The organism is Nitrospirales bacterium (assembly GCA_031315865.1).
Taxonomy (GTDB): Bacteria; Nitrospirota; Nitrospiria; order Nitrospirales; family UBA8639; genus JAGQKC01.
The window spans coordinates 2180220-2204633 of sequence record JALDRJ010000002.1; the positions used below are offsets into that span (position 1 = coordinate 2180220).

General features: G+C 50.8%; 22 protein-coding genes. 21 read left to right on the top strand and 1 reads right to left on the bottom strand.

Annotated features, from left to right (window positions below; all coding sequences use genetic code 11):
• Positions 1-384 precede the first annotated feature (384 nt).
• The 18 genes from MRJ96_10060 (at position 385) to MRJ96_10145 (ending at position 20179) form a co-directional block, all read left to right on the top strand.
• Positions 385-933: an A24 family peptidase gene (locus MRJ96_10060; protein ID MDR4501781.1), complete on the top strand. Its 549-nt coding sequence runs from the start codon at positions 385-387 to the stop codon at positions 931-933.
• Between the two features lie 128 nt (positions 934-1061).
• The gene (gene cpaB, locus MRJ96_10065; GenBank protein ID MDR4501782.1) at positions 1062-1889 is read left to right on the top strand and encodes a Flp pilus assembly protein CpaB; all 828 of its coding nucleotides are present in this window, start codon (positions 1062-1064) and stop codon (positions 1887-1889) included.
• 62 nt (positions 1890-1951) lie between these two features.
• The gene (locus tag MRJ96_10070; protein ID MDR4501783.1) at positions 1952-3436 is read left to right on the top strand and encodes a type II and III secretion system protein family protein; all 1485 of its coding nucleotides are present in this window, start codon (positions 1952-1954) and stop codon (positions 3434-3436) included.
• A gap of 23 nt (positions 3437-3459) precedes the next feature.
• On the top strand, positions 3460-3831 hold the full coding sequence (locus MRJ96_10075; protein MDR4501784.1) for a hypothetical protein: 372 nt from the start codon (positions 3460-3462) through the stop codon (positions 3829-3831).
• A complete protein-coding gene (locus tag MRJ96_10080) occupies positions 3828-5075 on the top strand; it encodes an AAA family ATPase (protein ID MDR4501785.1) in 1248 nt (415 codons plus the stop codon). Before MRJ96_10075 ends, MRJ96_10080 begins: the two co-directional genes overlap by 4 nt.
• A 36-nt stretch (positions 5076-5111) precedes the next feature.
• Positions 5112-6425 carry a CpaF family protein gene (locus MRJ96_10085; protein MDR4501786.1) on the top strand — a complete coding sequence of 438 codons (1314 nt, stop codon included), beginning with the start codon at positions 5112-5114 and terminating at the stop codon, positions 6423-6425.
• A gap of 44 nt (positions 6426-6469) precedes the next feature.
• A complete protein-coding gene (locus MRJ96_10090; protein MDR4501787.1) occupies positions 6470-7444 on the top strand; it encodes a type II secretion system F family protein in 975 nt (324 codons plus the stop codon).
• Positions 7445-7454: 10 nt separating this feature from the next.
• Complete coding sequence (locus MRJ96_10095; GenBank protein ID MDR4501788.1) at positions 7455-8411, top strand: type II secretion system F family protein; 957 nt, start codon at positions 7455-7457, stop codon at positions 8409-8411.
• A gap of 64 nt (positions 8412-8475) precedes the next feature.
• Complete coding sequence (locus MRJ96_10100) at positions 8476-9495, top strand: tetratricopeptide repeat protein (protein MDR4501789.1); 1020 nt, start codon at positions 8476-8478, stop codon at positions 9493-9495.
• Between the two features lie 714 nt (positions 9496-10209).
• A complete protein-coding gene (locus MRJ96_10105; protein ID MDR4501790.1) occupies positions 10210-10503 on the top strand; it encodes a Flp family type IVb pilin in 294 nt (97 codons plus the stop codon).
• A 993-nt stretch (positions 10504-11496) separates the two neighbouring features.
• Positions 11497-11667 (top strand): Flp family type IVb pilin, encoded by a 171-nt coding sequence (locus MRJ96_10110; protein MDR4501791.1) that lies wholly within the window; start codon positions 11497-11499, stop codon positions 11665-11667.
• Positions 11668-11735: 68 nt separating this feature from the next.
• The gene (locus MRJ96_10115; GenBank protein ID MDR4501792.1) at positions 11736-12209 is read left to right on the top strand and encodes a pilus assembly protein; all 474 of its coding nucleotides are present in this window, start codon (positions 11736-11738) and stop codon (positions 12207-12209) included.
• Between the two features lie 6 nt (positions 12210-12215).
• Entirely contained in the window at positions 12216-13292 is a 1077-nt protein-coding gene (locus MRJ96_10120) for a pilus assembly protein (protein ID MDR4501793.1), read from the top strand.
• Positions 13293-13738: 446 nt separating this feature from the next.
• A complete protein-coding gene (locus MRJ96_10125) occupies positions 13739-15130 on the top strand; it encodes a YihY family inner membrane protein (protein ID MDR4501794.1) in 1392 nt (463 codons plus the stop codon).
• An 89-nt stretch (positions 15131-15219) separates the two neighbouring features.
• Positions 15220-16104 carry a carbon-nitrogen hydrolase gene (locus tag MRJ96_10130; GenBank protein MDR4501795.1) on the top strand — a complete coding sequence of 295 codons (885 nt, stop codon included), beginning with the start codon at positions 15220-15222 and terminating at the stop codon, positions 16102-16104.
• Positions 16105-16246: 142 nt separating this feature from the next.
• Positions 16247-17290 carry an agmatine deiminase family protein gene (locus tag MRJ96_10135; protein MDR4501796.1) on the top strand — a complete coding sequence of 348 codons (1044 nt, stop codon included), beginning with the start codon at positions 16247-16249 and terminating at the stop codon, positions 17288-17290.
• Between the two features lie 37 nt (positions 17291-17327).
• Entirely contained in the window at positions 17328-18275 is a 948-nt protein-coding gene (locus tag MRJ96_10140) for an NAD(P)-dependent oxidoreductase (GenBank protein ID MDR4501797.1), read from the top strand.
• A gap of 113 nt (positions 18276-18388) precedes the next feature.
• Positions 18389-20179: an ABC-ATPase domain-containing protein gene (locus tag MRJ96_10145; GenBank protein MDR4501798.1), complete on the top strand. Its 1791-nt coding sequence runs from the start codon at positions 18389-18391 to the stop codon at positions 20177-20179.
• Here MRJ96_10145 and MRJ96_10150 read toward each other — a convergent pair.
• Positions 20176-21453, bottom strand: a complete 1278-nt coding sequence (locus MRJ96_10150; GenBank protein MDR4501799.1) for a DUF3391 domain-containing protein — start codon at positions 21451-21453, stop codon at positions 20176-20178. The genes MRJ96_10145 and MRJ96_10150 overlap by 4 nt on opposite strands.
• 429 nt (positions 21454-21882) lie before the next feature.
• Between MRJ96_10150 and MRJ96_10155 the strand changes: the two genes are divergently transcribed.
• From MRJ96_10155 to MRJ96_10165, 3 genes are all read left to right on the top strand, one after another.
• Positions 21883-22659, top strand: a complete 777-nt coding sequence (locus MRJ96_10155) for a hypothetical protein (GenBank protein MDR4501800.1) — start codon at positions 21883-21885, stop codon at positions 22657-22659.
• A 103-nt stretch (positions 22660-22762) separates the two neighbouring features.
• On the top strand, positions 22763-23413 hold the full coding sequence (locus MRJ96_10160; protein MDR4501801.1) for a hypothetical protein: 651 nt from the start codon (positions 22763-22765) through the stop codon (positions 23411-23413).
• A 305-nt stretch (positions 23414-23718) separates the two neighbouring features.
• A complete protein-coding gene (locus MRJ96_10165; GenBank protein ID MDR4501802.1) occupies positions 23719-24288 on the top strand; it encodes a response regulator in 570 nt (189 codons plus the stop codon).
• The last annotated feature ends 126 nt before the right edge of the window (positions 24289-24414 follow it).

Consider the following 24414-nt stretch of genomic DNA (forward strand, 5'->3'; position numbering starts at 1 on the left):
TTACCGTTATCATTGTAAAATAATTTTCTAAGCCAGAACATTTCATGGATGGGGCCACGTGAGGGATCGCTCACGTGGCCCATTTTTGTTGATGTGCCAGGGCGACGGTTTGGCGGCACACGTCGAGACCGTACCCGTCTTCGATCTTGCTGGAATGGTTCAACAGGGAAGGGAGAGGGAGGCAAGATGGTGTCAGGGGAGGGAGGCGGGCTTGTCCAAAACTCTTTTGAGCCTACAGATTTTATGGATTTAACCGAACATACCAAACTATCGAGGAAATAATGCTGATGCAACCCAGACCTGACGCGGCGAATGAGCATAGTGAAGCCTTTCACGTTTCCTCGTATCGTGTGGGTCGTCTCGATTTTCAGGGTGTAAACTCGTATGTCTGATTCTAGCCTAACCTATCTTTTGCTCATCGGCATTCTCTCACTGGCTCTTATTGGAGCCGCGATTACCGATGTTCGTCGGAGTCGAATTCCCAACTTCATCACGTTTCCGTTGGCCGGCTTTGGCTTGTTTATGCATACAGTCTTGGATGGGATGGACGGCTTTCTCTTCAGTATCGAGGGGCTAGGAGTCGGATTTGGATTACTGTTCGTGTTTTACCTATTAGGAGGCATGGGAGCTGGCGATGTGAAGTTACTCGGTGCCGTAGGCGCGGTTATTGGTCCGTATGACGCATTTATCGCATTTTTAATCACGGCTTGCTTGGGCGGTCTCTATGCCATCGGGTTGATGGCATTGACATGGGGGATTCCCAGTACGGCTGAGCGTGTGAGGGTCATCTTAACGACCTGGTTAGTGGCTCGAATGTTCACCGGTCCTCCTCCGTCAGAACAAGGACAGCCCAAACTCCGGTATGGACTCGTGATTGGACTCGGGGCCTTGTGTTCACAGGCATGGAGATGGATGGAGACGACACCGTTTTAAGGGAGCAGTTAGGGCCAAGGAATTTAAGAATATTCTGAGTTATCCGATGAAGCAAGTAAGCGAATCGAGACAAAAACCGTCAAGACGCTTCATTTTCTCTTATTGATATAGATAGCGAGGTAGACGACATGTTTCAAAACCGCCCTGTCCTGTTCATGGGGCTCGCAGTCGGCATCGCTTTGGTCACGACGATTCTGATCTACAATTGGCTTCAGCAGCAAAAACAGTCTCCACAAGTGGTTGAGGAAAGAACTGTAACGATCGAGGGGACTCCGATCGCGGTTGCCAGCGCAGATCTTGCGTGGGGAACGCCTATCAAGAAAGAAATGATCCGTGAAATCCCCTTTCCGCAAGAAAATCTTCCATCTGGCCATTTTAAAAAGCCCGAGGATTTAATCGGACGAATCGTGTTGACTTCCATGAAACGGCATGAGCCCATCCTGGAGTCTAAATTGGCCCCCATCGATATTAAATCTGGAGGCGTGCTCGGTGTCCTCGATCCTGAAAAACGTGCTATGGCGGTGAAAGTCGATCAGGTCGTGGCGCTTCCAGGATTCCTGAAGCCGGGTGATCGCGTCGATATTATGCTCACGATGGCCGGGGAGAAGGGGCAGAAAAAGATCACGAAAACGGTACTGGAAAACATGAAGGTTCTGGCGATCGGTACGCAGATGGAGCGTGGGCCAGCAGATGGCAAACCGCAGCCCGTGAAGATTGTGACGTTTGAGGTGACCCTCGAAGAAGCCGAAATGCTCGCGATGGCCTCCAATGGGGGGCAGCTACGATTTGCCTTACGAAGTCCGCTGAACCCGGATTTAAAGAAAACTCGCGGTGCCACGATCCGGGATCTGCAAGCGTCGTTTAAATTGTATCCACCCCCGAAAAAGAAAGCGAAACAACGCCACACTCGCGTCGAGGTCATTAAGGGCAATGCCAAGAGTGTCGTGAAATTTTAATCTCCGAAAGGCGCGAAAAACGAGTCGTTCCTATGACGAGTCAGGAACAAAACGAGTGCAATATGCGAATGACGTTTGAGGGAGGGCCAAGCATGGCAAAACAGGGGGCGCTCTGTGGGGAACAGTGGAAACGAATCATATTGGGAGTCGTTTGGATTGCGATGCTCGGGATCACCCAGGTTCAGGCCGAGGGGCTGACGCATAAAGCGATTGAAACGAATGTTCCGCAATCACTGCAGGTGGGGCTCGGCGCTTCGATCGTGATCGATAGCCCGATTCCTTTTGTCCGGGCATCCGTCGCGAATCCCGCGGTTGCCGACACCTTGGTGATTTCACCGAAGCAGGTGTATCTCACGGCCAAGTCTATCGGAGCGACAACGTTAACGCTCTGGAAAAAAAATGGAACGGTCAGCAGCGTCTTGGAAGTTTTGGTGACACCGGATCTTGCCAAGCTCAAAGCCCAGTTACATCAAGTCTTTCCCGGAGAAAAATATGTCGAAGTGACTGCCGGACATGACAATATCGCGTTGTCAGGCACCGTGTCCACGACCGAACAGTTGACAAAAATTATCGAAATGGCTGAACCCTACGCTCCCGGAAAAGTGATCAATCTCATGACGGTCGGGGGCGTGCAACAGGTCATGCTTGAAGTGCATATGGTTGAAATGAACCGTGGACTGACGCGTCGTATGGGCATCAACTATTCACGGCTTGGTGAAAGTTTCTTTTTTGGAGAACTCAATGATCTGAGTGAGATTAGCGTCGCGGACGGTGTGTTTAGCTTCTTGCGATCCGCTGCCGTGAATGCCACGTTCGGAATTCCATTTGGCAACGATCTGTACATGATTTTTTTGGATTTTTTGAAACAGCATAATTTGTCGAGAGTGCTCGCCGAACCCACGCTCGTGGCCATTAGTGGGCAAGAAGCCAACTTTTTAGCCGGGGGAGAGTTCCCGATTCCTGTCCCGCAAGCGTTGGGCGTGACGACGATCACCTACAAAGAATTTGGTGTGAGACTGAGTTTCAATCCTACGGTTTTGAATGACGATAAAATCGCTCTGAAAATCATGCCGGAAGTCTCAGAGTTGGATTTTGGCAATGGCATCTCGTCCGCAGGGTTTACCATTCCCGCGATAACGACGAGACGGGTGCAGACGGTCTTAGAGCTCGATGATGGTCAGAGCTTCGTCATCGCGGGATTACTGCAAAACAATATTCGCGAAACCGTCGCCAAATACCCCATTCTCGGAGATATCCCGGTGTTAGGGACGCTCTTTCGTAGTACGTCATTTCAAAAAAGCGAAACGGAATTGATCGTGATCGTCACGCCACGGCTGGTCAAACCGGTCAATCTTGCCAAGTTGTCTTTGCCAGGGGATGACTATCTCGAGCCCAATGATTTTGAGCTGATGTTGCTGGGCTATCTCGAAGGCGTTCCGCAAAAACCCAAGGTCAATGGACTCTCGCTCGAGAAACCTCGAGGATACGGAAAGCTGGCCTGGCAAGGCAGTGGATTAGAAGGGACCTTCGGACATTTAGCCCCATAGCGGCCATGGAGAGAGGAAACGATATGTGTAACTCCCTGACAAAAACGATCGGGTTTGGCTTCAGTATCCTCTTGAGTTTTCTCATTGTCTCAGGGTGTCAGCTCTGGCCTTTCATGTCAGAAGAGGATGGACGAAAACCCCGCGATTTGGGGAAAGCCGATCAGGTGTGGGATCCTTACGCTCCCCCTCCGACGACCCTGAGTGAAGGCTATGGAGAATCCTTTCGGACTGCCAGAGACCTTCAAATCCTGCATCCGGAAGCTTCGGAAAAACTCGATCCGGTCGAAGGCCTTGATGGCCCCGCGTCCAATCAAGCCATTCAGCGATATCGAAAACATTTCCAGAAACCTCCGTATGAAATGAAGACAAAGGGCAGTGGTGGAGGTAAAAAATGAGTGGATCAAGTTGGACTCCTACACGTGTTGGTGGGGCGAACTCGTCCACATCAGGGGACGGGAAACTGGTGGAACTCGCGGTGGCCACATCTGATATCAAAAAAACCCTGGAAGAACACATACAAGCTGATGAACGGTTTCGACTCAAGCAGTCAGGCGACACGCAAGTTCCGCGGTTATTAATCCTGGAAGTCGACGATGATCCTGAAAAAACATTCTCTCTCATGAAGACGGTGTTGGATTCTGCCAAGGGTACGGAAATCTTTCTTACCTCATCCAAGGTGGACTCGACTCTGCTCCTGGAAGCCATGAGGGCAGGGATGAAAGAGTTTCTGCCGCAGCCTATCCAGCCCGATGAGATCAAAGCCGCGTTAGAACGTTTTCAAACACGAAATAGTGAAACGGTCTTTGAAGGCAAAAAACAAACAGGGAAAGTGATCGCCTTGTTCGGCGGAAAAGGCGGAACTGGCACAACCAGTGTGGCGGTCAATCTCGCGGCTTCTCTCCATAGCGACAAGAGAAAGCCGCCGGTGGTGTTGGTCGATGTCAATCAGCATGGCGGCGATATCCCTCTGTACCTGGATCTGCCCACGACTCATAGCTTTCGAGACATTGCCGCTGACCTGACCCGGGTGGATCTCGCCTTTCTCGCGAGCGTGTTGACGAAGCATGAGTCGGGAGTACATGTCCTGCCTTCAGGGTACGATGATCTGAGCGCGGGACGGCTGAATCCTGACTGCATTGAACCGACGATCAAGCTGTTGCAATCCATGTTTGAATTTGTGGTGATTGATTGTGGACATGTTTTGGATTTGACCACGAAAAAAGCCCTGGAATTATCGTCGAGTATTATCGTGGTCTCCAGTCTGATGGTGCCGGTGGTCCACCGGACGAAGCGGATTCTTGAGCTCTTGCGGGGTTCCGGTGTCCCGCAGGACAAGATCGACCTGGTGATCACTCGATATCTTCCGCATGAAAAAGACGTCTTGAATGAAACGAATGACATTTTGAAACAAAAAGCGAGCTGGTTAATCCCCAATGATTATGCGTCGTCCAGTAGTGCGATCAATAGTGGCAAGCCTGTCGTGATGATCGCGCCACGTTCGGCATTGACGAAAATGTATCAAAAGTTTGCTGCTTCCTTCTTGGGCGATGCACCAATGCAGGAGTCAAGTTCCTTCTGGAGCAACTGGATGAAATCTTCGAAGAAAAAACGAGCTCAGCCGAGTGCGGCTCCAGCCTAATGCTTTCTCTATCATTTTTGAAAGACAGGATTCACGATGTTTGCGACCGATTGGGACCAAGTAGGGACAGGGAAGACGAACCTTGAGGAATTAAAAGGGCGACTGCACCGGCAGGTCATCGAAGCGCTGGATCTCTCGGTCGTGGCCAAGCTCGATGAGAACTTGCTCAAGACCGAGTTGAGCAACCTCGTCGAAAAATTTCTTGAGCAAGAGCCGGTTCCCCTCAACGCTCGTGAACGTGAGCAGCTCATCACCGAAATTCAATGGGAAGTCATGGGGCTAGGCCCCCTGGAACCATTACTTCAGGATCCCACGGTGAATGATATCCTGGTGAATCGAGCTGACCAAATTTATGTCGAACGTGCCGGGAAGTTACAACCGACGGATGTGAAGTTTCGTGATGAAACGCATCTTCGGAAGATCATCGAAAAAATTGTTTCAGCCATCGGGCGACGCGTAGATGAATCATCGCCGATGGTCGATGCCCGTTTGGCTGATGGATCACGTGTGAACGCCATCATTCCACCGTTGGCTTTAGATGGCTCCTCCATCTCGATCAGAAAGTTTTCTAAAGATAAATTGCAGATTGAGGACTTGGTCGCCAAACGGTCCTTAACGCCAGAGATCGCAGAGCTATTGCGTGGCATTGTCCAAGCCCGGCTCAATGTCTTAATCGCTGGAGGAACGGGCTGCGGAAAAACCACCATCCTCAATATCTTGTCGGGCTTTATCCCCTCGGATGAACGGATTATCACGATTGAAGACTCAGCGGAGCTTCAACTTCGACAAGACCATGTCGTCCGTTTGGAAACTCGTCCGCCGAACGTGGAAGGACGCGGAGAGGTGTCTCAACGTGAGTTAGTCAAAAATACTCTGCGAATGAGACCCGATCGTATCGTCCTCGGTGAGGTGCGTTCTGGAGAATGTTTGGACATGTTACAGGCCATGAACACGGGTCACGATGGATCATTGACGACGATCCACGCCAATACTCCTCGCGATGCGTTGACTCGTGTGGAAACCCTGGTTGCCATGGCAGGGCTTAATCTGGCGACGAAAGCCCTGCGGCACTATATTAGTTCCGCGCTTGACGTCGTGGTGCAGATGACGCGTATGTCGGATGGAACCAGGAAAATGACGAGTTTGCAAGAGATTACCGGGATGGAGGGAGAAATCGTTACGCTGCAAGAGATTTTCTCTTTCCAGCAAACGGCATTAGATGAAAATCGTATGGTAAAGGGACGATTCGCGGCGACGGGTGTGCGTCCAAAATTTGTCGAGCGGTTTAAGGCCTTGGGCATCGAAGTGGACCCGGAGGTCTTCGATCCGAGCAAAATCTATGAAGTGTAATCGCATGAGAGCGTTCCCGCGCCTATTCGAGGGCTGAGACTGACATGACGATTCTCATTAGCATAGGGATCTTCGTCAGCATCATTCTTCTGATTGAAGGGGGATTTCACACCTATTATACCTATTTAAGTCCCAAGAACAAAAAGATCAAACGGCGGTTACGGGCCTCTGGAAAGCCGAAAGCGGATTCGGATTCATCGCAGCAAGCGAACATTGTTCGAAAGCGGGCGACCGGAAATTTCGAGTGGCTCAATCAGTTGCTGGCCAAGGTCACAAGCCTTTCGGCGATTGAACTGCTACTCATTCAAGCCAATAGTCACATGCCCCTCAGCGTGTTCGTCCTGGCATCGTTGGTTTCGGCATCCTTCGCCGGGTTAGCTGCGATCATCTACAATTTAGGGATGTTAGGGATGTTGGGATGCGGGGCCGTGGGAATTTTTCTGCCCTATGGCTATATGCGTTGGAAGCGGAGCAGTCGGTTTTTGATGTTTCAGCAGCAATTACCTGATGCCTTGGATTTGATGGCTCGAGCGCTTCGGGCTGGTCATGCCTTTTCGGTAGGGATGAAGATGGTCGGGGATGAATTTCCTGATCCTATTGGACCTGAAATGGGGCGAGCTGTGGAAGAGATCTCGTATGGCATTGAAATTCCGGAAGCACTGAAAAGTCTTTCGAAGCGGATCGAGTGTGTGGACTTAAAGTTTTTCGTGACGGCATTGATCGTGCAGCGGGAGACCGGAGGAAACTTAGCTGAAATCATCGAAGCAATTAGCCGACTGATTCGATTGCGCTTTGAATTGTTGGGCCGCGTTCAAGCCTTGTCGGCGGAGGGGAAATGGTCGGCGATCGTGTTGATGGCGTTGCCCATTGTCTTGTTATTCGGGTTATCGTGGATCAACCCGGCTTATATGGATCCGTTGTACAGCGACCCCACTGGTCAAATGATGCTTGGCGTGGCACTGGTCTGGATGACGATTGGCGGAGTCGTGATCAAACGGATGATCAATATCAAAACCTAACAGGCGTGATATGGAATTAGCACTACTCATTAGCGGTCTGGTCTTCGTCGGGATGCTCATCCTCATGGTGGGGGGGTATGCCTTATTTCAGTCTCGGAAACGGGCGAAAGAGTGGGGTGAACGCGTTAAGGGCAAAGTCAAAACTCAAGAAGACATGAAGCAAGAGGCCGGGGTGGGTTACCTGAAATCCCAGTTGCTGCAACTCTTAGAAAAGCTTGGTCAGGCGAATAAGCCAAAAGACCAAGCGGAGACCTCCAGGCTGCGCAAATCACTCGTGACGGCCGGATATCGCAGTCCTCGCGCTCCCATTGTTTTCTTGGGCACCAAGATTTTTCTCATGATCTTCGGCGTCGGGATGTTTTTTCTTTTTGGAGCCGAAATGACCAAGGACAAACCCATGTCCTATTTCATCGGGGGCTTGGTCGGGTCGGCGATGGTTGGGTTCTATGCTCCCCAGTTTTGGCTCAGTCAGGCGATGGATAAACGGAAGGAGCGGATTATCGATGGATTCCCGGATGCTTTGGATCTTATGGTGGTCTGTGTAGAAGCCGGGCTCGGCCTTGATCAGGCGATAGCCAGAGTCGGTGAAGAAATTAGTATCGGTCACAAGGATCTTGGCGATGAATTTAAAATCCTAAGCTTAGAATTGCGTGCTGGCTTGACTCGCGAACAAGCCTTGAGAAATCTGAATGATCGTACAGATGTCGAAGAAATTCGGAGTTTGGTGGCGTTACTCATACAGACTGATCGGTTTGGCACGAGCATTGGACAGGCGCTTCGTGTTCACTCAGACTCCATGCGGATGAATCGACGACTCAAGGCCGAAGAAATGGCGGCCAAATTACCCGTGAAGCTGATGGGTCCCTTGATTCTCTGTATTTTTCCGGCTCTTCTGATCGTCATTATGGGACCTGGAGTGATTCTCCTCATGAAAAAAGTCTTTCCGGCCATGGGTGGTGGCGGATGATGACGTGTCCGTGTAGACAACATATGGTAGATGTCGATGAACGAGAAAGGTGGAAGGTGAATGTATGAGACGGCAGCATGCAACGAGGCAAGCTTATTATCGTGAGACATGTTCGTCGGTGTTGGTGGCGGTCGGATGTTTGATGCTGGTGTCGGGATGTGCCTCAGACTCTCTTTTCGAGCTACAGGATGAACATTATCGACCGATGCTTGAACGTCAAAAAGCCGGGCTGCCGTTCGATGAAAGCGTGAGTAAGGAAAACGTGAAGCAATTTACTCCTGACGAATACGAGAAGATTGGCGATACTCAATTCGATCAGGGAAAGGTGGTCCTAGCGGCGGTTCAATACGAGGCGGCCTTGAAGTTAGAGCCAGAGCGGATATCAGCTCGGTATAAGGCCGGCCAGGTCTATCTTCAACACGGAAAGGCGGAGAAAGCGTATGACCGTTTTCATGAAATTCTCGATTATGACTTTGAGCATGCTTTGGCCTATGAGGGCATGGGGCGAGCCTTGTTACGGATGAGTCGCGATGAAGAGGCTGAGCTCGAATTTCAACAAGCGTTGGTCTTTAATCCGCAATTGTGGAGTACGCATAATTTTCTTGGCATCGTGGCCGATCGCCGGTCGGAGCACGGCAAAGCGATGAAACATTATCGGAAAGCCCTGATGCTCAATCCCAATGATCCACATCTATTGAATAATTTAGGCATGGCCAATTTTCTTAACAAGGACTATGAAGAAGCCGTCAAAGTTTTTCAACATGCCATTAACGTCGGTTCGCCAAACCCGAAGATTTGGAATAATCTCGGGCTGACCTATGCCAAGCTTGGTCAATACACGGATGCCTATAATGCGTTTCAGCGAGGCCTTGACGCACCACGAGCCTACAACAATCTCGGGCTGCTGTTTTTGGAAGCGCATCAAACCGCTCGGGCGGTTCGATGTTTTGAACAAGCGGTTGACGCGCAAACCACCTACTATGAAAAGGCGCAGCAAAACTTGACTTTGGCGAAGCAAGAGCTTGCAAAACTGACCCCATTCCGTCGTCGGGCCATTGAGTTTCAACAAATGCGATGTCTGTAAAGTCAAGAGAGTTTATCAGTACTTTGGAACAAGGCTGGTCGTCGAAAGGTGCGAATTTTGAACTTTACGGGGAGGGTTGGTAAAGGCTTAATCATTCCCAAGTGATCTCATTAATGTGAGTTGCCGCAGTTGCATGATGGGCGGCCTCGCCCATCGCCTACTGCTCTCGGAGCATGATATCCCGCAGCCGTTTCATATAACCTCTGTTTTCTCTCTCTACTTTTTATTCCTATAGCCGTTTCAGAAAAAATCGGCTTCTTGAAGCACCGTATCGCACGGAGTTCGCGTTATTTCCCTGCCAGGAACGTATTGGGGTTCGCTATAGTTCTTCGTTGAACGCGCTCCTGCGTTTGTGATTCAGGCCTTTTGGGCCTGAAGAGTCATACCGTGCTTCTCAGTCGTTATGATTGGTCATGCAAGGCAGTTCGTCTCTGTCGAAGGATTTAACGCTATAGGTTGCTGTCTGCTCTTTCACATTCTTCCCTGTTCGTAGAGACTGCGGTCTGTGGTTGTCCATCTTGCGGGCTAGTCCTTTCGAGGGATTGACACGTTTTCCCTTGCACAATGCTGCACAATTCCTTCGTACAGAGATCTTTGCGCACTGTTCCTGCGCGTTCTTGACCGTTCGCGTGGTGGTCCTGTCATACGTGTCGACGGTAGACCCGATACCTGATTAATCCGTCAACGGGCACCAAGAAGTCTCAACGTGTTCGAATGTCTTCTCGTCGCGAGGAACGAGCAGAGGTGATTGGGGAAGAAATTGATGGCATTGGGCTTGCTCTATATCAGGACATGAACGCGGGGGATCACACAACACTTCACCAAGGGGGACACACTATGAACAGCATCTACACATTCATCAATGACGAGACTGGAGCCACGGCATTAGAGTATGGAATGTTAGCCGCTTTAATTGGCGCCGTGATTTTGGGAGGAGTGACGACATTGGGTCAGGTGATAGCCAATACGTTTAATACGATTTCGTCATCGATGACCGCTGGAAGTTAAGCGACATTCGCGATCGACCTATGGAGAAACATGAGAGAATTGTGTCGAGGTCGACAGTGAGAAGAAGTATTTCGGTGCCGCTATTTCAACTTTTGACGGAGCTAAGGCCAATATGATTCATTGTCGTCTCTCGTACAGGAATTTTGTGAAAATGCGTGTGATCAATTTGACAGATTAGCTGAACGGATTAGTTGAGAAGTATGGAGCCTTAAAGAATGGGTAGCATGAATAAGAAAATAACGATATTGTGGAAAACTGTTTTTCTCGAGTAGAGCTATGATCAGCATACAAATGTGGCGTTTTGAAAGAATCGAATACATTTAGCTATGAATCATCATTAACCAGGAAATTGACCATTCCGCTCCCCCGCGGAGTATGGGGTTCGGTGACGAGCCCCTGTGTTCCTCCCCCCCAGCCGTCTCAATCGAGTCGATTGAGACGGCTGTATTTTTCCCCCTATCTTTCAATCCCCTACCAAGATATTTTACAAAATCGAAAGCGTCCAGAGGCCTGTAAGCAATGGTCTTGAGTATATCAATGGTACGCTTACTCAAGCCGTTTGTCTGGTATCGATGGACTGTCGACGAATTTAACGATGAATCTTGTTATTGGCTCTAGACCCTTCAATCCTCTTTTGAGAAATTTTTGGCCGTTGCTCACCTGATTGCCTGCTAGTCCTTTCGAGGGATTGACAGACATTGGCTGCAAGAATGCTCGCTGATGTCTGTAACTGGTGACACTTTCCTGTCATTACTCTCCAGTAATCGATGTTGCTGTGATGTAGCTGTCATGGGTATCGACGGAAGCCCTCACAGAGGCTCTCTGGGCCATGTGCATGCAATGTGCGCGAGGTGTCGTAAAGTCGCAGGATTCTCCTCTAGGTGTCACTAATGAGCAACGTGGAGAGGAGCATAGGGGGATGGCATTGGGCTTGCTCTATATCAGGACATGAACGCGGGGGATCACACAATACTTCACCAAGGGGGACACACTATGAACAGCATCTACGCATTTATCAACGACGAAACAGGGGCCACGGCATTAGAGTATGGACTGTTAGCCGCCTTAATTGGCGCCGTGATTTTGGGAGCGGTGACCACATTGGGTCAGGTGATAGCCAATACGTTTAATAGCATCGCTTCTTCTATGACGGCCGCTAGTTAAGGGGGAGGGATTCACTGGATCATCGTTGTTGAAAGTTATTAAACCTATTCTTGAAAAAACGGGGGACTATGAAACGCAATCAGCTCAATAATAGACCATCGGATCAAGGGTTGGGAAATCGTCAGGGCTGTTCGTGGGGAGGGCGTCTAAACCAAGAGGAAGGCGCAGTGTTCATGGAATTTGCGCTGTTGCTTCCCATCTTGACTACGTTGATTTTTGGAGCGATCGATTTTGGGAATCTTATTCAGAAGCAAACGGCTCTCGATACGATCAGCCGGGACGCGGCGCGTTATGGCATCCTTAGGATAACCCCATTACCGACCGAAACGAGTATTAAACAAGCTGTTGAACAATCCTTAACCAAAGAGGGGCTTAATCCGACAGATGCTACCATTACTGTCAACGGCGCTGGTGGAAGTTCAGGAGACAAACTGGAAGTTCGGGTGCAATATCCGCATGAGTTTATGGTTATTTCCAAATTGCTCCCCATGCTCCCTAATACGATGGATCTGAATTCCATTACCGTCCTGAGATTGGAGTAAATTGTAATGGACTCTGTAATACGTTGTTTCTCGAACGAGCGTGGCGCCGTAGGACTCACCTCTGCGATAGTCATGGTTCTGTTGTTCATTGTCACGGCTTTCGCTATTGATCTGAGTTATGGCTGGATGGCCAAAAATCAGCTGCAAAAGGTCGCGGATGGAGCCGCTCTAGCCGGAGCGAGGGAGTTGGGCCTCATTTACGAGGGCCTGGACCTTGAGGAACAACAGCAGTTTGTATTGACGCCCGCATATCGCACGCAAATCCTCGATGCAATGGATGTCGTTGCGAACAATAATATGGTAGCTGGTGTCTCCATGATGATCGATGCCAATGATATTGCAATCGGGCAATGGCAGGATGCCTCGAATGCGCTCATCCCGGCTGCCGCTCGGCCAAATGCGGTCTCGGTGCTTACACGGAGAGATCGTACGGCCAATGGCTCAATCGGAACATTTTTTGCCCGTGCCATGGGAATCAATTCACTTGAGGTTTCTAGCAGGGCGACCGCGGCATTGTTACCGCTCACCGTGGTTCCAGAGGGAGTGCTTAGCCTTCCTGTGGGAATTTCCAAGGCATGGTTTGAGGGCGGTGGTAGTTGTCCGAATACGATTAAATTTCATCCTACAGGCACCCTGGACGGCTGTGCGGGGTGGCACTCTTTTCAAGAAACTCCTGCCAACGCAGCTCGATTGACGACGATGCTCGACGGATTGACCAATGGCACCTATACAAGCCCCGAAGTTGTGGCAGGAAGCACAAACTTGCAATTTATCGGTGGGGCTGTTGCATCAGCTTTCCCCAGCATGAAAGCGTTGTATGAGGCCAATAGAGATCCGCTCACCGGGGATTGGGTGACGACGATCGTTGTGTACGACAGAGCAGACTGTTCCAACCCGAGCGGTCCCATTAAGGTTGTTGGTATCGTGACGGCGGTGGTTACTGCCGTACATGAGGCTCCGGACAAAGAAATCATCGCGCGCGTAGAATGTGATGCCATTGATAAAGGCCGGAATGATCGAAGTAGTGGTGGTGGTAGCAGTGACTACGGCACGATTGGAAGTTATCCTTCTCTTGTGTCCTGAAGATAGAAGCGGTGATGAACAAATTGAATATCCTGATCTGACTGTAGAGATTTCTGTAATCTGATGTCGAACGGTAATGTGTGTAGGCAGCGTATCTGATCTATATTGCGAAGACCCCCGTCAAGCTTAGTCACGGCCCCTCTCCCATCGCTTTATCAGTCTTCTTTTATCCTTTGCATGAGTCATAACTTCATACTCCGCATTGTGGTACGTTTCGGTGGCTGCCTCTTAAAGTCTCCATAGCGTGAAAGACAGGGGGAGCACAGTGGAGATGATTATAGTGAGTCCAAATAAGTGCCAATCCATTAATACGACAAACCCCGCGTGCTACGACGTTGAACCATACGGAAGTTATGTGAAACGGCTATGACATTAATTGACTTTTGTGGACATTTCCTAGGGAGCAATGTAGGCTATTTCAACATGAATCCCGAGGAAGGATGAGAATGATTCAGCGAGCTATTGGTTATTGCCAACGAGACCTATGGGAAGTCAATCTCGATAGACTCGACCCGCTAAAGCGATACTGGGTCAGTTGTCTGCGTTTGATGTTTGTCGCAGCGTGGGAGTTTAAAGAGAGCGTCCTGAGCATGCGCGCGACGAGTTTGGTCTATACGACCTTGTTGTCGATCGTTCCATTTTTAGCCGTCATGTTCTCTGTCTTGAAAGCCTTCGGGGTTCATCAAGAGATCGAGCCCCTGTTGGCCCATGCGCTAGAACCATTGGGCGAGAAGGGAGCTGACATTACCCATAACATTATTGGTTTTGTGGATAATTTGAAGGTTGGAGTCTTGGGCGCTGTTGGTGTTGCCGGGTTATTTTATACGACTTATTCCCTCATCGCGAAGATCGAAGAAGCATTAAATTCGGTGTGGAGAGTGCAGCAGGGACGTCCATTGGCGCGACAATTTACTGATTACCTGAGTGTGGTGCTTGTGGGGCCGGTTTTTGTGTTTACGGCTTTTGGCTTGACCGCCTCAGCTCAAAGTCATTGGTTGGTACAACAGGTTGTCTCGATTCAGCCATTTGGATACTTGATGTTGTGGGCGACAAAATTGTTACCGTTCGTGTTTATCTGCTTTGTGTTTACCTTTCTGTATAAATTCGTTCCCTATACCTCGGTAAAACTTAGTTCTGCGTTCGTTGGGGGTGTGACCGCGGGTATCCTCTGGCAATTAGCCGGACTGATATTCGCCAAAACCGTAGCAAGCTCTGGAAATTATAGCGCCATTTATTCGAGTTTTGCGGTCTTAATCCTCTTTTTGATTTGGTTGTATGTCGGGTGGTTGATCGTGTTGGCTGGAGCCCAGGTCGCCTATTATCATCAGCATCCATCGGCGTATCTGATGCAGTTACGGTGGAGACAAAATACGCACACCTTCCGCGAGCATGTGACGCTGGCCATTCTCCTTCAAATGACCAGACGCTACTTTGGGGGTTCCCCACCCGCAGAAGAATGGAGAATAGCGCGAAAGTTAAATGTTCCGCTCTCCGTCGTAGAAGAAATCATCAACGTTCTCGTCGAAGGTGGAGTTGTGGTAAAGACCTCTGAACCTGTCGGTGTTTCGCTCGGGCGTCCTCCGGAACAGGTGACGGTCGTGGAAATTCTCGACATCGTGAGGGCCCAAGATCAGGCGGGTCCTCTCTTTACTCATGGAGAGATGAAAGAAGTGGACAAGGTCTTAAGAAAGCGGGACGAAGCCGTCGAAGAAGCACTCGAGGGTGTCACGCTCAGATCTCTTGCACTCAATGGACATTTTCCGCAAGACCTGACGGCTCCGAGGTTGATTCATCCAGAAAAAACGGAACCCCTGCCTTCGTCAGCCGTCCAGGACTAACATTCATGTAAGCGCGATGGAAGATTGACCAGGGTACATACTCTTCCAGGTGTGAAAATCCCATAGCCAGCTACGGAAAGGTGTCACGAATGATCACAGTCGGATCTATTCAGATGCGTTGTTCGCTCGATACGGCTGACAACGTAGAACGGGCGATTGTTCGAATCGAAGAAGCGGCCCGGGGCGGCGCGAAGATTATTTGTCTGCCGGAATTATTTCGTTCTCGATATTTCTGTCAAAAAGAGGATGCGGCCCTGTTTGATCTGGCCGAACCCATTCCAGGACCAACGACGGAATCCTTGGGGAAAGTCGCCAAGGATAAAAGTGTGACGATTGTCGTGTCCGTGTTTGAGCGAAGAGCGCCTGGGGTCTATCACAACTCCTTGGTCGTGATCGATGAAAGTGGGGAAATCGCTGGACATTATCGAAAAATGCATATACCCGATGATCCGGCTTATTACGAAAAGTTTTATTTCACGCCGGGCGATAAAGGATTCCAGGCTATTCATACGGCGCAGGCGAAAATCGGTCCGTTGGTTTGTTGGGATCAGTGGTATCCAGAGGCCGCGCGATTGACCGCATTACGGGGTGCGGAAATCCTCCTATATCCGACCGCCATCGGGTGGCACCCGGCTGAAAAAGCCAAGGAGGGAGTGGCGCAGCGTGACGCATGGATCACGATACAGCGGAGTCATGCGATCGCCAATGGCGTCTTCGTGATTTCCGTGAATCGCGTCGGGCATGAAATCCCACAAGACGGTGGCGACGGGATCGAGTTTTGGGGGAGCTCATTTGTCTGCGACCCGTTTGGTGTGATGTTGGCTCAGGCCTCCGTAGAAAAAGAAGAAGTCTTGTTGGTCGATATCGATCTCTCTCGTGTTGAAGAAACTCGTCGTCATTGGCCGTTCCTCCGCGATCGCCGGATTGATGCGTATGGAGGGATAACGAAGAGGCTATTAGACGCTGAAGGTTGAGACATACTTCTTCGCGATGAGATGAACGGTACTCCTGTAACACGGCAAATCCTTGCTGTCCGCCTGCAGCGGGCGTGACGGTTCATCGCACAATCAAACTTCATAACCATATATGGCGAAACTTTCACATCAAAGGTTTTTCATGCCAGCTGAATGGGAGCCGCATGAGGCCACCTGGATCGGCTGGCCGCACAATGGGTCTGATTGGCCGGGGAAAATGGCCGTCATCCACTGGGTGTACGGCGAAATCGTCCGAAAGCTGAGTCTTGGTGAAATCGTGCGGATTCTGGTGAATGATCAATCGCATGAGGCCAAGGCCAAGCGGGTGTTGGAACGTGTTGGGGTACATCAAGCCCGCGTGGAATTTTTTCGCATTCCGACGAACCGGGGGTGGACAAGGGATTTTGGCCCGCTGTTCGTGAAGCGTGCGCAGTCGCCATCCGAACTACGCATCGCGCGATTTCAATTCAACGCCTGGGCGCGCTATCCGGATTGGCAGAAAGATAACCGGGTGCCTGAACGGCTGGTCACCAAACTCAAGATACCGCTTTCGATCGTGGAGCATTCGGGCCGAAAGGTAGTTCTGGAGGGCGGAAGCATCGATGTGAATGGACATGGCACGATGCTGACGACGGAAGAATGTTTGCTGGATGAACATGTACAGGTGCGGAATCCAGGGTTTTCCCGTCGTGATTATGAGCAGGTCTTCAGGGATGAATTGGGCGCCACGAATGTGCTATGGCTTGGAAATGGGATTGCCGGTGACGATACGCATGGGCATGTGGATGACCTTTGTCGCTTCGTGAACCGGAACACGGTCGTTTTGTGTCAGGAAGAGAACGTGGGCGATGACAATTATCGCGCGTTATCAGAGAATCGTGAACGGCTTGAAGGCATGAGGCTTGAAGATGGTTCGGCGATTCACGTCATTCATCTCCCCATGCCGGCTCCCTTATTTTTTGAAGGTCGCCGGCTTCCGGCCAGTTATGCGAATTTTTACGTATCCAATAAGGCCGTGCTCGTTCCAACTTTTAATGATCCGAACGATCGCGAGGCGCTTGGAATTCTCGGAGAGTTATTCCCTGATCGGGCCGTGGTTGGCCTCCATGCCGTTGATTTGGTGTGGGGATTCGGGACGATTCATTGTCTGACCCAACAACAACCCGCCACAGCGCCACGATCGTGAATCGTTATCTGAAAGTCGAGAGAGTTAGAGACGAGTTTTGGCTGAGCCTCCCAAGAGCATGAATCCCGAACATCCGACATCTTTTGAACTGCCCTCTCCCTTGAGAATTGGATGGATTGGGACTGGTGTGATGGGAAACCCGATGTGCGGCCATCTATTACGTCATGGGTATGATATCACCGTGTTGACCCGGTCACGCGAAAAGGCAGATGGATTGCTTGCTGCCGGAGCGCACTGGGTGGATTCTCCTCGGATGATGTCAGCTCAATGCGACATCGTGTTTACCATGGTGGGATTTCCGGATGATGTGCGTGCAATCTACCTGGGCCCCCAAGGGTTGCTCTCAGAAGCCAGGCCTGACCATGTGTATGTTGACATGACGACGTCTGAGCCGACATTAGCCATGGAGATTGCCGAAACGGCGTCGACCAAAGGCGCTTACGCCATCGATGCGCCTGTTTCGGGTGGGGATGTCGGCGCCCGGAATGCGACGCTTTCGATCATGCTGGGCGGGGATCGGGTGGTCGTGGACGCCTTGTATCCACTCATGAGCATCCTGGGAAACACGATCGTCTACCAGGGTAGGGCGGGGGCCGGGCAGCATGCGAAATTGTGCAACCAAATAACCATCGCCGGTACGATGATCGGCGTATGTGAATCCTTGTTGTACGGCTATCAAGCCGGGCTTGACCTCCAGATCGTATTGAGCTCGATTCGTCGAGGCGCGGCTGCCTGCTGGACGTTGGAGCATCTGGCGCCGCGAATGTTGGCCCGTGATTTTGATCCAGGGTTTTATGTCGATCATTTCATTAAAGATATGGGAATTGCACTCGAAGAAGCCAAGCGAATGAACTTGAACCTGCCTGGGCTTTCACTCGTTCGACAGTTATATCTTGCCGTTCAAGCGCATGGACATGGACAAAAAGGAACGCATGCACTACTTCTCGGGCTTGAGCATCTTTCCAACGTACAAGTGAACAAGTGAAGATGTGACGTGTGCGTCATCTGTGAATCGTCCTTCGTCATCAAATGATGCTGGCGTGACGAGAGACGTCACACGGACTACGAAAATCGTACTGTTTGCGTAGGGAAAACTCGATGAATTCACTGGATGATCTCCGACACGTGCTGTCGCGTATCGACGGGCGAGGCTATAAAGCCTATAAAGATATTCAAGGCGAATATGATGGCGGGTGGGCCAGGATTTACATTGACCATGTCCAAGGCGACCCCTTTGCCGCGCCATCAAAAATTCGCGTTCGCGTCGATCACTCCGTCTCGAAAATACCTCCGGACCTGTATCACACTCGCGTTCGAGCCGTGGCGCTCCGGGATTTTTTAGCGCGCATGGTTCACCGGTCGATTACACAGATCGCACAAGGACATCGAGGCATCGGAAAAAGCGGATTGATGACTATTGACGCGGGTGGCCAGGAAATTCTCGAGCGGACGGCGGTCGCGCTGACTCAAGACTGGGTGGAGGCGCGTCTGGAAGTGGGGTTGCCGGCTTCTGGACGAACGGTCTTGGGAAAGCAAGCTGAGGCCATGCTTCTTAAAGAAATCCCTTCAATCATTCAGCGCAGCCTGTTCTGGGAGCGGTTACCTCATCAAGCCTGTCGAACACATGTCGATTATGCGGAAAACTATGAGGCGATTCGGAAAGAACTGGACGCGCATGGTCTTGTCGCGTTTGTCGCCGATGGTTCCAGGCTTCCCCGCAAAAGTGGTAATTCGACACAGCCCTTAGCCGAAGAGCAGGTGCGATCGTTTCAGAGTCCCCGCTCTCTCCGGGTGACGTTGCCTGTTCCACATCCAGTTCAACAATGTGGACAATTGACCCATGCACTCGTCGGGTTGGGGATTCCACGAGGCATTACCTTGATCGTCGGAGGAGGCTATCATGGGAAATCGACGTTGCTGCAGGCTCTTCAACATGGTGTCTATCCCCATGTCCCCGGTGATGGTCGGGAATATGTCGTGACGGCTCCCGATGCCGTTAAAATTCGGGCAGAGGATGGACGGACGGTCGCAAACGTCAATATCAGTGGCTTTATTAGCCATCTTCCCCAGCGGCAGTCTACGGTCGCATTTTCGACAGGAAATGCCAGCGGCAGCACCAGTCAAGCCGCATCGATTCTCGAAGCGCTTGAAATGGGTAGTACTGCGTTATTGATGGATGAAGATACCAGTGCGACGAATTTTCTCGTTCGCGATGCGCGCATGCAGGCTCTGGTTTCCAAAGACTATGAGCCGATTACGCCATTCCTGGACAGAGTGAGGGAATTGTACCAGGAGCTTGGGGTGTCAACGATTATGGTCATGGGGGGATGCGGCGATTATTTTGACGTGGCAGATGTGGTTATTCTGCTCAAGGAATTTATCCCGGAAAACGTGTCGAATGAAGCCAAGGCCATCATGCGTCGCCAGGTGTCGAATCGGATCGTTGAAGCTTCAGGATCGTTTCCATCTCTCATCTCGCGCATGCCAAGCGCAAACAGCGTAAATTCGTCCCGGGGACGGCGAGACGTCAACATAGCCGTTCGGGGTCCTGGGACTCTTGATTTTGGCGCCGAAACGATTGATCTGCGAGGGGTCGAACAACTTGTCGATGAGAGCCAAACACGTGCTGTGGCCTATGCCATTCATCGTATCGTGCAGCGATATCTGACGGGAACCACCACGCTCCGAGAAGCTATTCAGACACTTCATGAAGAATTGGACGAAAAAAGCCTTGACGTGCTGGATCCATTCTGGGGACAGGGCCGGCATCCGGGGAACTTCGCCCGTCCCCGTATGCATGACATCTCTGCCGTGTTCAATCGACTGCGAATGATGCATTGTCGCCAAGTGAATGAGCCAAAGACTGCCGTTGGTCAGGAGCAGGCTTAGATGGTGATCCAATCAGCTAGAACGTTTTCCACGTGAATGCCTTCCCGTTCGGGATCAAGAACCTTCACGATTTCCGGGACAGGATTGCTGTCATGCAAGGTTGAAAAGTTAATCGGGATGGGGTCATGGTAGGCTTGTCGACTGGCATCTTGAATGAGAAGGATCGTGGGATGGAGAAGATTGTCTTGGGAGTGTGACGTGACGATTCCGCGTTCGCCAGTGTTCAGCTCGACAAGGCTGTAGATCGGGTAGATTCCCACTTGTGCGATAAACTGCGTCACGAATTGCTGATCCAATTGGCCTTGTTGTCCACGTTGGTACAACGTCCGTAGCGCTTCTTTCCCAGACATGGGAGGCAGTCCCTGTTGGCCGGTTAAGAGTTCATCATATTCATCGACGACTCGGAGCAGTCGGCTACTCATCGGCACGGTCTCCGGCGTGAGGCTGTCCGGATACCCTGTCCCGTCCAAAAGCACGTGGTGGGCTTCGACGATCTGTTGAACTTGATCAGGAAGTCCTGAACTTTCCCGTACAATCTCAAGGCTCAGTTGTGGGTGCGATTGATAGTGTGCGAACGCTTGCGGTGTCTGTCGATTCTTGGGGGACAGCAATGCTGGAGGTAAGCGCACCAGGCCCACGTCATGCAGGAGTGCAGCGGCTCCCAAGATCTGTAGCTGTGCATCATCAAAGCCTATCAGCCGTCCGAGCAAGACGGCCAGCGTTCCGACGGATAACGAATGCTCATGTAAGTCAGTTGAGAATTCATTCGTTCGAATAAGTGCGATGAACGCGTCTTCATGGTCGAGCGTTTGAGAAATGATGTCTTGAGTCAACTCTTTAACGTGACTGGCTTGCACGACTCCTGATGTGGCCACGCTTGAAAGAAGGTCCCCGACGGTTTCAAGCATTTGTCCCCGGATGTCACGTGTGGACGATAGTTCATGAGACAACGATTTTCCCCGAAGCGTTGGTGGAAGGTGTGCGATACGTTCCTCGGCTTCTTGTAACTCCTGCCTTTCGGTATTGACCGCACCTTCTTCTTGACTTGTCTGAGTATGGGCTTGCTGATCTTCCGTTGAAGTCTGAACGTCGATCCCACGATCGAGATCGATCGCAATCTTCTTGACACCACACTGTTTGAGCTTGTCGATTTGTCCTTGAGCGTTGATCAGGAAGCGGTGCCGGAGAAAGGGCGTATCCATCCACGGGCGATCGATCCCGCACACATACATCCCAATGGCCAGTTGGTCGATAGGAATGGTTCTTGAGGACATGATGATAACGAGAGATCGCGGGTAACGTGGTTTTCTTATATATGATCGGACACTTCTGTTGGCTTCTTGAGATGAGCATCGAGTTTGGAACTCTCAGCCAATGGCCATAAAGCAATGGGGGCTGGGATAGGCTGTGATGTGGCGGCAGAGATGTGCGTTGATGCTCAATAGACTGACTCTGCAGGCAGATTTTTGACGGTACGGATTCCTTTCTTCTTCCCGTAAGGTTGTTCCTCTCCGGGTTTCTTTCCGTTCGAAAACGTTTCAAAAAACAGGTGGTTTCGTGAAGACGTGAGCGATCGTGCACGGTCTTCGTGCGAGCAAGATTGGCGGTTGAGCCATGGCATTCCCTTTGCTCAAGTTTGGTTAGGCGGCTACCGAGTAACTCTATGAAGCAGGGAAAAACAAGCTAGCCCAAGGAGAATGAACATGACAAACTACCATACATCCTCCACTCACCGATTCTCTGACTGTAGCCGTCGTCCCGGACATAACAAGCGCAAAGTGAAGGTATCCTTTGTCGGACTGATGTGCCTCGTCGTATCGTTCGGATGTTGTGCTGGGGCGTTCGCAGGGGAAGCCGATCGGCATTCGATCTCGCAGCGGTCCATCATTCCTATTCTCGGGACGACGTATAATGAAAATTGGGATCAGGTCGGGATTGTTGCAGAAGTAGAATTGGAGTTTGTCCAGCGGACGGATCATGATGGACTTCAACTTGAATTCTCCACCAAGCCAGGTCGATTTTCTTCTCTGGCTCAACAATCTGTTCAACATGCCCTCGAGTTCGTTTCGCAGGCCGCAAACCTGAATACGGATTCCTGGACCGTGCGGTTTACCTTGCCTTATACCGGTGTGACGTTGTATGGCGAAAGCCTTTCAGCCATGGCGGCCATGAGCGTCGTGGCCTTAGCCAAGGGTGAAATCATTCATGCTGATACGGTTATGACGGGGACCGTCACGCCTGAGGGTTCGATTGGGACAGTGGGAGGTATTCCCTTAAAAATCCTCGCGGCCCATGAGGAACACTTTCGTCGCGTTTTGATTCCTGAAGAACCGGATGTGGCTGATGGTGACTGGGAAACCCCATTTCTTATGCATGTGTCCCCGGTCAAGTCCGTGGATGTCGCTTATTTGGCCTTGACTGATCATCCACTGAAGTCTCAGGATGTTCCAAAGCGATTCGATGTGACGCTGGCGCATTAGGCAGTGGCTGGCACGCCTGACCTCATCGCCGTTTTCTGGTATGATCGAGGAAGCTCCTGTATTGTTCGGGTCCGGAAGATTAAGCCTCCACGTTAGATAGAATATGACACGTCCTTGTTTTGCGGTCGATATCGATAATGTGTTGGCGAAAGCCGAGCCAGAAGTTCAGCGAATTTATGGTGATCTGACGGGGTCGCCATGGCCTCTGGGAGTGTACGGAAGTGCTGGAGGGTTGGATAGCGCCCAGTTACCGAAAGACATCGTAGAGGAAATTTTTTCACAATTTCATGAACACTCTATCCCGCGTTTGTCTCTGTTGCCGGGAGCACGGTTGGCGTTAACGCGACTGCAACGTCGATACAAGATAGCGATCATTACTGCTCGACGGCCAACATCCCGTCCTCAAACAGTCGCATGGCTCCAGAGACATCGAATCCCATTTGAAGAACTCTACCTCACCGAAGAAAAAGCCGATGTTGCAGAGAATATTGTTTTAGCCGTTGATGACCATCCCGTTCATGCCCTGGCGTATTGTGAAGCCGGAGTTCGGGTGTTCTTAATGAATCAGCCCTGGAATCAAGGTGTCTCACATCCGTTGCTCACCCGGGTGAGTGGATGGGATGAGCTTCTCCAAATTCACGATTTCGGGGACCGTCCCCTCGGGAAGCCACATCCGTTGGAACTTGCTTCGATCAAATATCTTCTCAATCCCCGTAATCTTTGCGTTCCCCAGCCGACAGCCGAAGCCTCGTAACCATTCCTGCTTCAGAATTTTTTCTCGTTTTGGCCGAAGAAAACATGGTTTCCGGCGCAAGTTTTCAGTGTCCTTTCCGATAATGACCTGTGCGAGGAGAGCAGCGTGGCGAGATGATACCCCTGAATAGGCTGGAACACCTCCAGTCCTCAATGCCTACTCCAGTTTCTCAGTTTGACAAGCAATAGTCTCAACGTCTTTACCCGCGTTTCATGCTACGAATGCAGTCGTGAGCCATACGGCTGTTTCTTCGCGTGAGTTATTTGATTGATGAACCAACCCTAATGTAGGAGCATGTACCGATTATGAACCTGGATGGAAAGATGACGATGGATGATGTCCGGCTCGAAGAACCCATGATAATCCGTGACGCGAGGCAGAGCCTGTACGGGTTGCCGTGGACTGTGTTAGTGGCGGAAGATAATCCCGATGATCGGCGATTCACCGAAGAAGCGTGGAAAGAAGCCCGGTTAGGGAATGAGCTTCGGTTCGTCCATGATGGAAAAGAGCTCCTCGATTATCTGTACAATCGAGGAAAATTCGCCGATGCCGAAACTTCTCCGCGTCCGGGCGTGATTCTGTTAGACCTCAACATGCCGCAAAAAAGCGGGAGCGAAGCCCTCCTGGAAATTAAGACGGATCCAGCCTTGGCCCGCATCCCAGTCATTATCCTCACCACGTCCAAATCCGGGCAGGATATATTCAAGACTTCGTTGTTGGGAGTCAACGGTTACATCACCAAACCCGGGACCTTTCAGGGGTACATCGAGATGATGAAGAATCTCGTGAATAATTGGTCTGAAATGATCGATCTTCCTTTTGCTCGACGCGAACCCGGTCCGAGTGATTGGCTCGGAAAAACGGCATTATGCTAGTCATACGGTAAAGAGTTTGTAAGGCATTTCTGGCTCGATTCTTTACTCTATCTACCCCGAAGCTCCTGGTTCACAATGGCTTTCTGGATGAATCGGGCCTTTGGTCACCGTATGATTCAGCACGTT